Origin of the sequence: Planococcus dechangensis (genome assembly GCF_042654465.1) — a bacterium.
Taxonomy (GTDB): Bacteria; Bacillota; Bacilli; order Bacillales_A; family Planococcaceae; genus Planococcus; species Planococcus dechangensis.
This window is the reverse complement of the sequence record NZ_JBHSGL010000005.1, coordinates 660,868-675,084: the sequence shown is the minus strand read 5'-3', so window position 1 is coordinate 675,084 and position 14,217 is coordinate 660,868. Positions and strand designations below refer to the sequence as shown.

General features: G+C 51.7%; 14 protein-coding genes. 13 read left to right on the top strand and 1 reads right to left on the bottom strand.

Going from position 1 to position 14,217, the window contains the following annotated elements:
* Window positions 1–142 precede the first annotated feature (142 nt).
* The 13 genes from pyrR to ACFO5U_RS06535 all read left to right on the top strand — a co-directional run bounded on the left by pyrR (window position 143) and on the right by ACFO5U_RS06535 (window position 13,499).
* Window positions 143–682: a bifunctional pyr operon transcriptional regulator/uracil phosphoribosyltransferase PyrR gene (gene pyrR / locus ACFO5U_RS06595; RefSeq protein WP_377277744.1), complete on the top strand. Its 540-nt coding sequence runs from the start codon at window positions 143–145 to the stop codon at window positions 680–682.
* Between the two features lie 30 nt (window positions 683–712).
* Complete coding sequence (locus ACFO5U_RS06590) at window positions 713–2,002, top strand: solute carrier family 23 protein (RefSeq protein WP_377277742.1); 1,290 nt, start codon at window positions 713–715, stop codon at window positions 2,000–2,002.
* Window positions 2,003–2,138: 136 nt separating this feature from the next.
* Window positions 2,139–3,008 (top strand): aspartate carbamoyltransferase catalytic subunit, encoded by an 870-nt coding sequence (locus tag ACFO5U_RS06585; RefSeq protein ID WP_377277740.1) that lies wholly within the window; start codon window positions 2,139–2,141, stop codon window positions 3,006–3,008.
* A gap of 1 nt (window position 3,009) precedes the next feature.
* On the top strand, window positions 3,010–4,284 hold the full coding sequence (locus tag ACFO5U_RS06580) for a dihydroorotase (protein ID WP_377277739.1): 1,275 nt from the start codon (window positions 3,010–3,012) through the stop codon (window positions 4,282–4,284).
* Complete coding sequence (locus ACFO5U_RS06575; RefSeq protein WP_377277738.1) at window positions 4,284–5,378, top strand: carbamoyl phosphate synthase small subunit; 1,095 nt, start codon at window positions 4,284–4,286, stop codon at window positions 5,376–5,378. Before ACFO5U_RS06580 ends, ACFO5U_RS06575 begins: the two co-directional genes overlap by 1 nt.
* Window positions 5,371–8,559 carry a carbamoyl-phosphate synthase large subunit gene (gene carB, locus ACFO5U_RS06570; protein WP_377277736.1) on the top strand — a complete coding sequence of 1,063 codons (3,189 nt, stop codon included), beginning with the start codon at window positions 5,371–5,373 and terminating at the stop codon, window positions 8,557–8,559. Before ACFO5U_RS06575 ends, carB begins: the two co-directional genes overlap by 8 nt.
* Window positions 8,556–9,323, top strand: coding sequence for a dihydroorotate dehydrogenase electron transfer subunit (locus ACFO5U_RS06565; RefSeq protein WP_377277735.1), 768 nt, complete (start codon window positions 8,556–8,558; stop codon window positions 9,321–9,323). Before carB ends, ACFO5U_RS06565 begins: the two co-directional genes overlap by 4 nt.
* On the top strand, window positions 9,320–10,234 hold the full coding sequence (locus tag ACFO5U_RS06560) for a dihydroorotate dehydrogenase (RefSeq protein WP_377277733.1): 915 nt from the start codon (window positions 9,320–9,322) through the stop codon (window positions 10,232–10,234). The genes ACFO5U_RS06565 and ACFO5U_RS06560 overlap by 4 nt, the downstream gene beginning before the upstream one ends.
* Window positions 10,231–10,923, top strand: coding sequence for an orotidine-5'-phosphate decarboxylase (gene pyrF, locus ACFO5U_RS06555; RefSeq protein ID WP_377277731.1), 693 nt, complete (start codon window positions 10,231–10,233; stop codon window positions 10,921–10,923). Before ACFO5U_RS06560 ends, pyrF begins: the two co-directional genes overlap by 4 nt.
* Window positions 10,920–11,543 carry an orotate phosphoribosyltransferase gene (gene pyrE / locus ACFO5U_RS06550; RefSeq protein WP_377277729.1) on the top strand — a complete coding sequence of 208 codons (624 nt, stop codon included), beginning with the start codon at window positions 10,920–10,922 and terminating at the stop codon, window positions 11,541–11,543. The genes pyrF and pyrE overlap by 4 nt, the downstream gene beginning before the upstream one ends.
* A gap of 141 nt (window positions 11,544–11,684) precedes the next feature.
* Window positions 11,685–12,779 carry a D-serine ammonia-lyase gene (locus tag ACFO5U_RS06545; protein ID WP_377277728.1) on the top strand — a complete coding sequence of 365 codons (1,095 nt, stop codon included), beginning with the start codon at window positions 11,685–11,687 and terminating at the stop codon, window positions 12,777–12,779.
* On the top strand, window positions 12,754–13,020 hold the full coding sequence (locus ACFO5U_RS06540; RefSeq protein ID WP_377277726.1) for a hypothetical protein: 267 nt from the start codon (window positions 12,754–12,756) through the stop codon (window positions 13,018–13,020). Before ACFO5U_RS06545 ends, ACFO5U_RS06540 begins: the two co-directional genes overlap by 26 nt.
* A 68-nt stretch (window positions 13,021–13,088) precedes the next feature.
* The gene (locus ACFO5U_RS06535; RefSeq protein WP_377277725.1) at window positions 13,089–13,499 is read left to right on the top strand and encodes a VOC family protein; all 411 of its coding nucleotides are present in this window, start codon (window positions 13,089–13,091) and stop codon (window positions 13,497–13,499) included.
* A 39-nt stretch (window positions 13,500–13,538) separates the two neighbouring features.
* On the opposite strand, the gene ACFO5U_RS06530 is transcribed toward ACFO5U_RS06535, so the two are convergent.
* On the bottom strand, window positions 13,539–14,216 hold the full coding sequence (locus tag ACFO5U_RS06530) for an amino acid ABC transporter permease (RefSeq protein ID WP_377277723.1): 678 nt from the start codon (window positions 14,214–14,216) through the stop codon (window positions 13,539–13,541).
* Between the last annotated feature and the right edge of the window lies 1 nt (window position 14,217).

Below are 14,217 nucleotides of genomic sequence, written 5' to 3'. Positions count from 1 at the left end.
GAGAGGCTGAAAAGGGATATTCGCAAAGCCGGAAGTCTGTCTTCCGGAAGGTTTTTTTACTGCGCATCTATACCCTCCGCCTCTTTGGCGGAGGGTTTTTTCATGCACACAATACAATTCAACCGATAAAGGAGTGGAACTTATGGCAGAAAAAGCGGTCATTCTCGATGACAAGGCAATCGGGCGCGCGATTACCCGGATCGCACACGAGATCATCGAACGCAACAAAGGAATCGACGGCTGCATCTTGGTCGGCATCAAAACACGGGGCGCATTTATCGCCAAGCGTCTCGCTGAGAAAATCGAGCAAATCGAAGGCAAGGCGATTTTGACAGGTGAACTCGATATCACATTATACCGTGACGACCTAAGCCAAAAAAATCCTGGACAGGAACCGCTCGTCCAGCAAGTCGATATCGCGCATAGCATCAAGGACAAAAAGGTCATCCTCGTCGACGATGTGCTCTACACCGGACGTACCGTCCGCGCAGCGATGGATGCGGTCATGGACCTTGGGCGTCCTGCTCAAATCCAGCTCGCCGTGCTGATCGACCGGGGACACCGGGAGTTGCCGATTCGCTCGGATTATGTCGGAAAAAACATCCCGACATCGAGCGAAGAACGGATTGTCGTAGAGATGACAGAAAGCGACAGCACCGACCGCGTCACCATCAACGACTAACGATCCATACAGAGACAGGGGAGAAATAACTTGAGCAACGCCATATTAGATATACATGACAAACCAAAATCAGCTCAATGGGTTTCGCTTAGTTTGCAGCACATGTTCGCCATGTTCGGCGCAACGATCCTCGTGCCGCAGCTAGTCGGCTTGAGCCCTGCGATTGCGCTATTGACGAGCGGCATCGCGACCATCATTTTCGTCTTGATCACACAGTTTAAAGTTCCGGCATATCTCGGGTCGTCGTTCGCCTTTATCGTTCCGATACAAATTGCAACCGAGTCAGGCGGCATCGGATCCGCGATGATCGGTGCCATGTTCGTTTCACTGGTCTATGCGCTCGTGTCATTGATCATTTGGAAAACCGGTTACAAATGGCTCATGAAATTGCTGCCGCCGATCGTCGTCGGACCGGTCATCATCGTCATCGGACTGGCATTGTCCGGCACGGCGGTCGATATGGCCATGAACATCCCGACAGCAGACGGCGGTTCGGAATACAGCTTGCTGCATTTCTCGGCCGCACTCGTCACACTCATCACCGCCATCATCTGTAATATTTACTTCAAGAACATCATTTCACTGATGCCCATCTTGATCGGCATCATCGTTGGTTACATCTACTCTGCAGCAATCGGCATCATTGACTTCAGCCCGATTGGCACAGCCAGCTGGTTCCAAGTGCCGGACTTCTTGTTGCCGGGCATCGACTATTCGTTCCAAGTGACGCCGACATTGCTGTTCGTCATGGTCCCGATCGCGATCGTCACCATTTCTGAACATATCGGGCACCAGCTTGTGCTCGGAAAAATCGTCAACCGCAACTACATAAAAGATCCCGGGCTTCACCGCTCGATTCTTGGAGACGGTCTTGGAACATTCATTTCCTCGCTAGTCGGGGGGCCGCCGAAAACAACATATGGCGAGAATATCGGTGTATTGGCCATCACGAAAGTGTTCAGCGTCTACGTCATCGTCGGCGCAGCGGTGTTCGCCATCTTGTTCTCATTCTTCGGCAAGCTGATGGCTGTCATCGACACGATTCCGACGGCCGTGCTTGGCGGCATCTCGATTCTGCTGTTCGGCATCATCGCTTCATCAGGATTGCGTATGCTTGTCGATAACGGCATCGACTTCGGCAACAACCGCAATCTGGTCATCTCATCCGTCATCCTGGTCATCGGGATCGGGGGAGCAAAGCTGGAGTTCAGCGAAACTTTCGTCATCGAAGGCATGGCACTCGCCGCAATCGTCGGTGTGTTATTGAACTTGATCTTGCCGGGACTCGATAAACAAGAACTGGATGACGGAACTGAATAAATTTACCTTTTAATGAATGTCCAGAGAGGCATGGAAGGGGTTTTGGAAATGGGGCGGACTATGCCTTTATTTCCCTACACCTTCCTGCCCCTGGGAAGGTGTTTTTTTGTACAGCTAACGAAAGGGTGTGAGGAAATTGCCGAATCTTTTATCGATGAACGGCCTCTCGAACGAACAAATCATGCATTTGCTAAAGCGCGCGGCACAATTTGAACATGGTGAGCAAGCGTCCCTTGAGGGGGCGGTCGTCAATTTGTTTTTCGAACCGAGCACGCGAACAAAAATGAGCTTTGAAATGGCTGAACAGCGGCTCGGGCTGTCGGTGCTGCCCTTTGAAACGGCCTTCTCAAGTATTTTGAAAGGTGAAACTTTGTACGACACAGTCAAGACGATGGAAGCGATCGGCGTCAAGGCAGTCATCATCCGCCACGAGGAAGAAGAGTACTACCAGCAACTCGAAGGATGCAAGGTCGCAATCATCAACGGCGGCGACGGTTCAGGACAGCACCCGACGCAATCGCTTCTCGATATTTACACCATCCATCAGGAGTTTGGGCGCATCGAAGGGCTGCACGTGACGATTGTCGGAGACATTGCACATAGCCGTGTAGCCAAATCAAATGCAGCCGCGCTCGAGCAGCTTGGCGCAAATGTCAGCTTTGTGTGCCCTGCCGAGTGGAGCGGCGATTATGAAACGACAGACGAGCTGGATTCTTTGCTCGGAGAAACGGATGTTGTCATGATGCTCCGTGTCCAGCACGAGCGACACGCTGTCTCGGCTTTGTTTTCCAAAGAACGCTACCATAAAGAGTTTGGCTTGACCGAAGCACGCGAACGGAAAATGAAGAAAAGCGCCATCATCATGCACCCGGCACCGATCAATCGTGGAGTCGAAATCGCAGACTCACTGGTCGAATGCGAGCGGTCACGGATTTTCAAGCAAATGGCCAACGGCGTGTTTGTCCGGATGGCAGTACTCGAATATGCAATGAAAGGGAGAGATTAGAATGGGATTATTCATTAAAAATGTAAAAATGCTAAACGGAGAACAATTACAGGAGGTCAATGTCCGCATTCAAGATGGCAAAGTCACTGAACTCGGCGAAGGATTGAGCTTGCAGGGAGAAACAGAAATCGACGGCAAAGGCCGAATGATCGCACCAGGATTTGTGGATGTCCACGTCCATCTGCGTGAACCGGGAGGAGAGCAAAAAGAAACCATCGAAAGCGGGACGAAATCAGCTGCACGAGGCGGCTATACGACGATCTGCGCGATGCCGAACACACGCCCTGTTCCGGACACGAAAGAAAATCTCGATCTTGTCAACGGCTTGATCGAAAAAAATGCGCTCATCCGGGTTTTGCCGTATGCTTCCATCACCATCCGCGAGGCAGGCAAAGAACGCACCAACTTAAAAGAACTGAAAGATCACGGCGCGTTCGCGTTCACCGACGACGGTGTCGGCATACAGCAAGCTGGGATGATGTTCGAGACGATGAAAGAAGCAGCAGCTCTCGACATGGCAGTCGTCGCCCATTGCGAAGACAATAGCTTGATCTACGGCGGCGTGATGCACGACGGTAAAAGAAGCCGGGAGCTGGGCTTGCCGGGCATCCCATCCATAGCGGAGTCGGTCCATATCGCTCGCGACATTTTGCTCGCTGAAGCAGCTGGTGCCCATTACCACGTCTGCCACGTCAGCACGAAAGAATCGGTGCGCGTCATACGGGACGCGAAACGGGCAGGAGTGCATGTTACAGCGGAAGTTACGCCGCACCATTTACTGTTGACAGAAGATGACATCCCGGGCGACGACGCGAACTACAAAATGAATCCGCCGCTGCGCGCAAATGAGGACTTAGACGCGCTTCACGAAGGGTTGCTTGACGGCACGCTTGATTTTATCGCCACTGACCACGCACCGCATATTGCCAAAGAAAAAGCGAACGGCATGGAAAAAGCGCCGTTTGGCATCGTCGGGTTTGAAACAGCGTTTCCGCTGCTGTACACGGAATTCGTCAAGAGCGGAAAATGGACACTGCAGCAATTGATTGATTGGCTGACGAAGAAGCCGTCAGAAGTGTTTGGCTTACCGCACGGAAAACTTGAAACGGGTCAAATCGCGGATCTGGTCCTGATCGATTTGGACAAGCAGCAGGAAATCCGCACAGAAGACTTCTTATCTAAAGGCACGAACACGCCATTTGGCGGGAAAACTTGCACCGGTTGGCCGGTAATGACTATTTTCGGCGGTGACATTGTATGGCAGGAGGAAAACTGATGAAACGTTATTTGATCTTAGAGGACGGCACAGTATTCGCTGGGGAAGCATTCGGCGCAGAAGCAGCATCGGTTGGGGAAGTTGTGTTCAACACGAGCATGACCGGCTATCAGGAAATCTTGTCCGATCCATCTTATTGCGGCCAGATTGTCACGATGACTTACCCGTTGATCGGCAACTACGGTATCAATAGCGACGATTTCGAATCGATCGACCCGGCAGTCAAAGGCATGATCGTCCGAGAAGCGGCAGAGTTTCCATCCAACTTCAGAAGCACGATGAGCATCGATGAATTATTGCGTAAAAAAGGCATTCCAGGAATCAGCGGAATCGACACACGAAAACTGACACGCCTGATCCGCGTGAACGGCTCGATCAAAGGCGTTTTGACGGCAGCCGGTGAACAACCGGATTTTGAACAAGTCATCGCGAAGCTGAAAGAAACCGCATTACCGACTGATCAAGTGGCGCAAGTGTCGATCACGCGCCCTTACCCTAGCCCAGGGCGCGGCAAGCGCGTTGTGTTGATCGATTACGGCATGAAGCATGGCATCTTACGTGAATTGACAAAGCGCAAATGCGACGTGATCGTTGTGCCGCATAACACCTCAGCCGAGGAAATTCTAGCATGGGGCCCGGACGGCGTCATGCTGTCAAACGGACCGGGAGACCCGAAAAACGTTCCGGAATGCGTCGACGTCGTGCGCGATCTGCTTGGCGAAGTGCCGATATTCGGCATCTGCCTCGGCCATCAATTATTCGCACGCGCATGCGGAGCAGATACATTCAAACTGAAATTCGGACACCGTGGGGGCAACCACCCGGTACGAGATTTGGTAACCGGTAAAGTCGAAATCACTTCGCAAAACCACGGCTATGCAGTCGATGAAGAAACCTTGCAAGGAACACGCCTGAAAGTGACACATAGCGCTCTCAACGATGGCACGAACGAAGGCTTGACGCATTTGGACTATCCGGCTTTCACCGTTCAGTACCATCCGGAATCCTCGCCAGGGCCGGAAGATTCAAACTACTTGTTCGACCGATTTCTGGAAATCATGAACGTACAGCGGAAGGAGCAACAACATGCCTAAAAGACAAGATATCAACAGCATCCTCGTAATTGGTTCCGGCCCGATCGTTATCGGCCAAGCAGCAGAATTCGACTATGCAGGCACGCAAGCTTGCCTCGCCTTGAAAGAGGAAGGTTACCGCGTCATTTTGATCAACTCCAATCCGGCAACGATCATGACCGATACGGAAATCGCCGATAAAGTATATATTGAACCGATCACCTTGGAATTTGTCAGCCGCATCTTGCGTAAAGAGCGTCCGGATGCTTTGCTTGCAACACTTGGTGGTCAAACAGGATTGAATATGGCCATTGAACTCGATGAGTCCGGTATCTTGGATGAACTGGACATTGAGATTTTAGGAACCAAGCTGGAAGCGATCCATAAAGCGGAAGACCGCGATTTGTTCCGTACTTTAATGAACGAACTCAGCGAACCTGTACCGGATTCCGACATCATCCACAATATGGAAGAAGCAAAACGTTTCGTAGAACGCATCGGCTACCCGGTCATCGTCCGCCCGGCGTTTACACTTGGCGGAACAGGCGGAGGCATTTGCCACAACGACGAGCAATTGCATGAAATCGTCGCCAGCGGCTTGAAGTACAGCCCGGTGACGCAATGCTTGCTGGAAAAATCCATCGCCGGGTTTAAGGAAATCGAATACGAAGTGATGCGCGATGCAGAAGATACCGCGATCGTCGTGTGCAACATGGAAAACATCGATCCGGTCGGGATCCATACCGGCGATTCGATTGTGGTGGCCCCGAGCCAGACTTTATCCGACCGTGAATACCAGATGCTGCGCAATGTCTCGCTGAAAATCATCCGTGCGCTGAAAATTGAAGGTGGTTGCAACGTACAGCTGGCACTCGACCCGCATAGCTTCGACTACTTTATCATTGAAGTTAATCCGCGCGTCAGCCGCTCCTCAGCGCTGGCGTCAAAAGCGACAGGCTACCCGATCGCTAAACTGGCGGCAAAAATCGCTGTCGGGCTAACGCTAGGGGAAATGATGAACCCGGTCACAGGGCGCACGTATGCCGCGTTCGAACCGGCACTCGATTATGTCGTCTCAAAAATCCCGCGCTGGCCGTTCGATAAGTTTGAATCGGCCAAACGCAACCTCGGCACTCAAATGAAAGCGACCGGCGAAGTCATGGCCATGGGGCGGACATTCGAAGAGTCGATGTTGAAAGCAGTGCGTTCGCTGGAAACCGGGCAATTCCACCTGGAGTTGAAAAACGGCGGCACGATGAGCGACGAATGGATCGAAAAACGCATCCGCAAAGCTGGAGATGAGCGTTTGTTCTTTATCGGAGAAGCATTGCGCCGAGGCGTAACGATCGAAACAATCCACGACTGGAGCCAAATCGATTTGTTCTTCCTGAAGAAATTCGACAATATTGTGCGCTATGAGGAAGTATTGGCGCAAAATCCATATGATTTCGAGACAGCGAAAAAAGCCAAGCGTATGGGCTATGCCGATAGAACGATCGCCAAATTGTGGAACACTGCAGAAGCAGAGGTCTACGAATGGCGCAAGCAGCAAAAGATAGTGCCGGTCTATAAAATGGTCGACACTTGCGCTGCAGAGTTTGAATCTGAAACGCCTTATTTCTACGCGAGCTACGAAGACGAAAACGAATCCATCCGCACAGACAAAGAAAGTGTCATCGTGCTCGGATCCGGCCCGATCCGCATCGGGCAAGGGGTCGAATTCGATTACGCAACGGTCCATTCAGTGTGGGCGATCAAAGAAGCAGGCTATGAAGCAATCATCATCAACAACAATCCGGAAACGGTCTCGACCGATTTTTCCATCTCCGACAAGCTGTACTTCGAGCCACTGACAATCGAAGACGTCATGCACATCATCGACCTGGAGCAGCCAAAAGGCGTCGTCGTTCAATTCGGCGGGCAAACGGCGATCAATTTGGCTGACAAGCTGGAGAAAAATGGCGTGAAGATTCTCGGCACTTCGCTTGAAGACATCGACAGAGCGGAAAACCGCAACAAGTTCGAAGCAGCATTACATGAAATCGGCATTCCGCAGCCGCTTGGCAAAACGGCTGTGTCGACCGAAGAAGCCGTCGTCATCGCGACAGACATCGGTTATCCGGTGCTCGTCCGTCCGTCATATGTTCTCGGCGGCCGCGCGATGGAAATCGTCTACAACGAAAGCGATTTGATCCACTATATGGAACATGCCGTTGAGGCAAGCCCGGAACACCCGGTGCTCGTGGATCGTTATTTGACGGGAGAAGAAATTGAAGTCGACGCCATCTGCGACGGTGAAAATGTCTTGATTCCTGGGATCATGGAACATATCGAACGCGCGGGAGTTCATTCTGGCGACTCGATCGCGGTATATCCGCCGCAAAACATCTCCAAACAACACATCGAAACGCTGACCGATTACACGACCCGCCTTGCCAAAGGTTTGAACATTATCGGGCTGTTGAATATCCAGTACGTCATTTCAGACGGCGAAGTGTATGTAATCGAAGTTAATCCGCGCTCAAGCCGGACAGTGCCGTTCCTCAGCAAAATCACTGGCATCCCGATGGCGAATATTGCGACGAAAGCCATATTGGGCCAAAGCATCATCGACCAAGGGTTCTCAACTGGCTTGGCCCCGTTGAAAAAAGGCGTGTACGTCAAAGTGCCGGTGTTCTCGTTCGCGAAACTGCGCCGCGTCGACATTACGCTCGGGCCTGAGATGAAATCGACCGGGGAAGTGATGGGCAAAGACGTGACACTCGAAAAAGCTTTGTATAAAGGTTTGGCAGCAGCAGGCATGGAAGTGCGCGATCATGGCACCGTACTCTTAACGGTCGCGGACAAAGACAAAACGGAAGCAATTGGACTTGCGAAACGCTTTAAAAACATCGGTTACCAAATCATGGCCACTGGCGGCACAGCGCAAGCTTTTGAAGAGGCAGGCATCGTGGTGGCAGAGGTCGGTAAAATCGGCGCGGAAGGGCGAACGTTGCTCGATGTAATCCAAAACGGCGATGCGCAGATCGTCATCAACACGTTGACCAAAGGCAAACAGCCAGAGCGCGACGGCTTCCGTATACGCCGGGAATCGGTCGAGAACGGTGTGCCGTGCCTGACTTCACTCGATACTGCGGAAGCGATGCTCAGAGTGATTGAGTCGATGACATTCCAAGCAGAGGAAATGGGGGCAGGTGTATGATCAAACAGGAAAAAATGGCTGTTGTCTCCCATCAGGAAATCGCAAAGAATATTTTTGAACTCACCGTCACAGGATCATTAGTCCAGGAAATGAATGAACCTGGCCAATTTGTCCATGTCAGAGTAGCGGACAGCTTCGAGCCGCTATTGCGCCGTCCGATCTCGGTGGCGAAAATCGATAAGGAAGCATCCAGCTTCACGATGATCTACCGTGCGGAAGGCCGCGGCACGACCTTGTTGTCAGGAAAGACTGAACGGGACATGCTAGATGTGCTCGGTCCGCTCGGCCACGGATTTCCGGTCGAAGCAGCCGAACAGAAAGCCTATTTGATCGGCGGTGGAATCGGTGTGCCCCCGCTCTATGAATTGGCGCTCCAACTCAATGCGAGAGGTGTGGAAACCGTCCACATACTTGGCTTTGAAAGCCGTGAAGCGGTGTTTTACGAAGACCAGTTCCGTGCACTTGGCGATACCCACATTGCAACCGTCGACGGCTCGCATGGCACAGAAGGCTTTGTGACGCATATTTTAAACGCTTTGCCAAATGATTTCGATACGTATTATTCGTGCGGACCCACGCCGATGCTTGAAGCGGTGCAATGGGCATACCCGCAGAAAAAAGGATTTTTGTCATACGAGCAGCGCATGGGCTGCGGCATCGGGGCATGCTTTGCCTGCGTATGCCGGACGACGAAAAGTGAGACAGATTACATCAAAGTCTGTTCAGACGGACCGGTATTTCCAGCGGGGGTGGTGATTTCATGACGGATTTACGTGTTCAACTGCCAGGTCTCGACTTGAAAAACCCGATCATGCCGGCATCCGGCTGCTTCGGTTTCGGCCAGGAGTATGCACAGCTGTATGATTTGTCGAAACTCGGTTCGATTATGGTCAAGGCGACGACTGCCGAAATGCGTCTCGGCAACCCGACGCCGCGCGTTGCGGAAACTTCATCTGGCATGCTCAATGCCATCGGGCTGCAAAATCCCGGTCTTGAAAAAGTCGTCAGCGAACAATTGCCGTGGCTTGAGCAATTCGATGTGCCGATCATCGCCAATGTAGCGGGATCGATTGCCGAAGATTACGTGGAAGTGGCACGCGCCATTTCAAAAGCGCCGAATGTCCATGCACTCGAAGTGAATATTTCCTGCCCGAACGTCAAGCAAGGCGGCATCACGTTCGGCACGGACCCCGACGTTGCACGGGAATTGACGCGCATGGTGAAAGAGGTTTCGGATGTGCCGGTGTATGTGAAATTATCTCCGAACGTCACCGATATCGTCCAGCTCGCCAAAGCGGTTGAACAAGGCGGCGCCGACGGCATAACGATGATCAATACGCTGCTCGGCATGCGCCTCGACCCGAAAACAGGGCGCCCGGTCATTGCCAATATCACTGGGGGCTTGTCGGGTCCTGCCATTAAACCGGTTGCGCTGCGTATGGTATACGAAGTGCGGCGCCATACCGACCTGCCGATCATCGGCATGGGCGGTGTAACGGAAGTGGATGACGTCATTGACTTTTTATCAGCAGGTGCAAACGCTGTAGCGGTCGGCACTGCGAACTTCGTCAATCCGTTCGTATGCCCGGAACTAATCGATAAGTTGCCCGAGCGTTTGCATGAGCTCGGCTACGAGTCGGTCGAAGAACTTATCGGAAGGAGCCACCGCTTATGACAAGCAAACCGATTATTGCACTAGACTTCCCGTCGAAACTTGATGTGGAAGAATTTCTTTCGGAATTCACCGAGCCTTTGTTCTTGAAAGTGGGCATGGAATTGTTTTATCAGGAAGGCCCGGATTTGGTTAACACGCTGAACCTATACGGCCATGATATTTTCCTGGACTTGAAATTACACGATATCCCGAATACAGTCGAGTCCGCCATGCGGCGCATTGCAGAACTCGGTGTCGACATGGTCAATGTCCATGCGGCAGGAGGTGTTGCGATGATGGAGGCGGCAAAGCGTGGTTTGTCAGGAAGCGGCACGAAACTGATAGCTGTCACCCAATTGACTTCGACGAGCGAAGAACAGATGCAACAAGAGCAATTGATCCCGGTCACACTGCAGGAATCGGTGTTGCATTATGCTAAGCTAGCTAAACAAGCCGGCCTTGACGGCGTGGTGTGTTCGGTGCATGAAGCGAAAGCGATCGGGGAGGCTTGCGGAGAAGATTTCCTGCGCGTCACGCCGGGCATCCGTCCGGCATCTAGCGAGGCACACGATCAAAAGCGCATCGCCACACCTCGTGATGCCAAAGCGCAAGGGGCGACACATATCGTCGTCGGCCGTGCCATAACACGCTCGGAAAATCCGCAAAAAAGTTATGAATACATCAATGGGGAATGGGGCGGCCGGTCATGAAAAAGCAAATCGCACAACAATTATTATCCATCGGAGCGGTGGAGCTGCGGCCGAACGATCCGTTCACATGGGCATCAGGCGTCAAATCGCCGATTTATTGCGACAATCGCCTGACGATGTCTTATCCATCTGTCCGCAAAGCGATCGCGGATGGCCTTGTCGAAACCATTCGGCGCGAATATCCGGATGCTGAAGTGATTGCAGGCACCGCAACAGCCGGCATCCCGCACGCGGCATGGGTTGCGGAGCGCCTTGATTTGCCGATGGTCTACGTGCGTTCCAAACCGAAAGGCCATGGCCAGTCAAATCTGATTGAAGGAAAAGTCGAACCCGGCAAGAAAGTTGTTGTAGTTGAAGACTTGATTTCCAAAGGCGGTTCGGTGCTGCAGGCGGCGCATGCTTTAAAAGATGCTGGCTTTGATGTTGCGGGGATCGCGGCAATCTTCACATACGGTTTGCCGCAGGCAGCGGAATCGATTCACGAGGCAGGATTCTCATTCCATACCTTGACGGATTTTCCGGCATTGGTCGAACAGGCACAGCAAACGGGCGCCATCGACGAGGGCGATTTGCCGATGCTTAGTGAATGGCATGAAAAATTAAAGGCAGGCACTTTATAAAAACACTTGGCACATATATTGTGCCAAGTGTTTTTTGCTATTAAAGCAACAACAAATGACCGGTACGTTTCGCTATAATGGGGGTATAAGATTAGAGACATAAAGCACTACATGGCTTAGACAAAATGGAGGCGGAATTCAATGCAGCTAACAACAGAGCAACTTGAACAATTGAAAGAGCAGCACCCGCTGCTGCAGGAGCTGATCAATTTGAAACCAGTCGTGTGGCTGAATCCGAAACGCAAGCAAATGGAACAAGTGGCGAATTTACCGGTTACTTTCGAAGATGTGAAACAAGCTGAAGAGACGTGGCAACGCTTTGCCCCTTATTTGAAGAGCGTGTTTCCGGAGACGGCCGATATGCAGGGCATCATCGAATCCGATCTGCGCCCGGCGTTGCGTATGCAAAAACGTTTGGAAACATATTTTCATCAGCCGCTGCACGGCAAGCTGCATGTCAAATGCGATAACGAACTGCCAGTTGCCGGCAGCGTAAAAGCACGAGGCGGTTTTTTTGAAGTGCTGCGCTACGCTGAAACTTTGGCGCTCCGTGCGGGCTTGATCGGTGCGGATGACTCTTATGAATGGTTCGCGACACCAGAAGCCAAGGAATTTTTCAGCGGCTATTCGATAGGAGTCGGTTCAACAGGGAATTTGGGTCTCAGCATCGGCATTATCAGCGCGCAGCTCGGATTTCATGTCACAGTTTACATGTCAGCCGATGCGAAAGCGTGGAAAAAAGAGTTGCTGAGACGCAAGGGAGTAGAAGTGGTGGAGTTTGCGGGGGATTTCAGCGAAGCGGTGACCACCGGGAGGCAGAAGACGCTGGCTCTTGAAAATGGTTATTTCGTTGATGATGAAAAATCCCGCGAGTTGTTTCTCGGCTATAGCGTCGCGGCGCTGCGATTGAAACAGCAGCTCCAACAGCAGCACATCCGGGTAGACGAGGAGCATCCTCTTTTCGTCTATTTGCCATGCGGCGTCGGAGGAGCACCGGGGGGAATAGCATTCGGCCTGCGCCATGTATTCGGCGATCATGTCCATCCAGTTTTTGTTGAACCCACGCATTCACCTGCTGTTTTGCTCGGGTTAATGACAGGGTTAAAGAGTGAAATTTCCGTACAGGACGTGGGCATCGATAACGAAACGGAAGCAGACGGGTTAGCTTGTCGGCAGGCCGTCGAGTTTCGCTTCAGAAAGCTCCGAACAATTGATTTCGGGCGTTGCGACAGTTGAAGATGAGTCATTGTTTCCTTTATTGGCATTGCTAAAAGACAGTGAAGCGCTGAAAATCGAACCGTCTGCTGCTGCCGGGTTTATCGGACCGTTTGCGATCAGTGCGACGGACTATGCGAATGACCATGGCATCGCATTCGAAAATGCTACCCATATTGTCTGGCTGACAGGCGGAGCCTTGGTTCCAGATGGCGAAATGGCTGCTTTTTACGAAAGAGGCCGAAAGAAAATGGGGCGCTAAGCAGGAATTTCGCATCATTCACCGAATAGGAAGGTGAAAGCAAAACGAAACAGAAGGGAAGCGAAACCATGTCCATTCAAGCGAACCAGATTTTCGTTAATTTGCCGGTCAGTGATTTAGAAAAGTCGATGAAGTTTTTTGGAGAAATGGGATTTGATTTTGACGAACGCATGACAGATAATAATGCCACTTGCATGATCATCGGACCGAATATATACGCCATGTTATTGGTGGAAGATTTTTTCAAAAGCTTTACCCATAAAGCCATCGCAGACACATCGAAAAGCGCAGAAGCGATCATCGCCTTAGCGGCATCGAGCCGCGAGGAAGTCGATGAATGGATCCATAAAGCCATTGCCGCAGGCGGGGACTCTGCCAACGAGCCGATGGATAATAAGTTCATGTATTCCTGGAGCTTCCACGATCCCGATGGCCATCTGTGGGAAGTCATGTATATGGAAGATGAAGCGTTCGAATAATAAAAACCCCTGCGCTGCGAAAGCGTGGGGGTTTGTTTGTCATAAATATTCTGCGTAGCGTTTTTCCAAATAATTTTGAAGTACCGTCATCACCGAACAAATCGCCCAGTAGATGAGTGCGACTAGAATGAGCAATGTCAGTAAATCATATTCTCGCGCACCGACAATCCGTGCTTTCTGGAAAATTTCCGGAACCGTAATCATCGCAGCGAGCGATGATGCCTTGATCAGATCGAGGTATACATTCGACAAGGGCGGTACGGCAATGCGCACCGATTGAGGCAAGATGATGCGCCGCATGGCCTGCCAATAAGTGAGGCCGAGTGCCGTAGACGATTCCCATTGGCCTTTGTCGACAGAAGCGAGTGCGGAGCGGAACACTTCTGCGATATAGGCGGCGCTATTGATCGTAAAGCCGAGTATCGCAGCTTGCAGCGCAGTAAATTCGATGCCGATGACCGGCAATGCGAAATACAGCAAAAACAAAATGACGAGAATTGGAACGCCGCGCATAAAGGAAATATAAAGACGCGCCGGCAACTGGAGCAGCGGTTGTTTGGAAGTGCGGGCGAGTGCCAGGAAAAAGCCGATGACGAGCCCTCCGAGCATGCTGCCCATCGAAATGAACAGCGTCAGCCAAATGCCTTCAAGTACGTAAGGCAATGATTCAATCGCCAGTTCAGGGTCGAACAACAGCCCCCATTCGATATCGCTCATG

Coding starts and splice junctions, on each gene's coding strand:
- ACFO5U_RS06565 (WP_377277735.1), top strand. CDS start 8,556: ATGATCAAACAGGAAAAAATGGCTGTTGTCTCCCATCAGGAAATCGCA.
- ACFO5U_RS06580 (WP_377277739.1), top strand. CDS start 3,010: ATGGGATTATTCATTAAAAATGTAAAAATGCTAAACGGAGAACAATTA.
- ACFO5U_RS06530 (WP_377277723.1), bottom strand. CDS start 14,216: ATGAGCGATATCGAATGGGGGCTGTTGTTCGACCCTGAACTGGCGATT.
- ACFO5U_RS06545 (WP_377277728.1), top strand. CDS start 11,685: ATGCAGCTAACAACAGAGCAACTTGAACAATTGAAAGAGCAGCACCCG.
- pyrE (WP_377277729.1), top strand. CDS start 10,920: ATGAAAAAGCAAATCGCACAACAATTATTATCCATCGGAGCGGTGGAG.
- ACFO5U_RS06560 (WP_377277733.1), top strand. CDS start 9,320: ATGACGGATTTACGTGTTCAACTGCCAGGTCTCGACTTGAAAAACCCG.
- pyrR (WP_377277744.1), top strand. CDS start 143: ATGGCAGAAAAAGCGGTCATTCTCGATGACAAGGCAATCGGGCGCGCG.
- pyrF (WP_377277731.1), top strand. CDS start 10,231: ATGACAAGCAAACCGATTATTGCACTAGACTTCCCGTCGAAACTTGAT.
- ACFO5U_RS06575 (WP_377277738.1), top strand. CDS start 4,284: ATGAAACGTTATTTGATCTTAGAGGACGGCACAGTATTCGCTGGGGAA.
- ACFO5U_RS06535 (WP_377277725.1), top strand. CDS start 13,089: ATGTCCATTCAAGCGAACCAGATTTTCGTTAATTTGCCGGTCAGTGAT.
- carB (WP_377277736.1), top strand. CDS start 5,371: ATGCCTAAAAGACAAGATATCAACAGCATCCTCGTAATTGGTTCCGGC.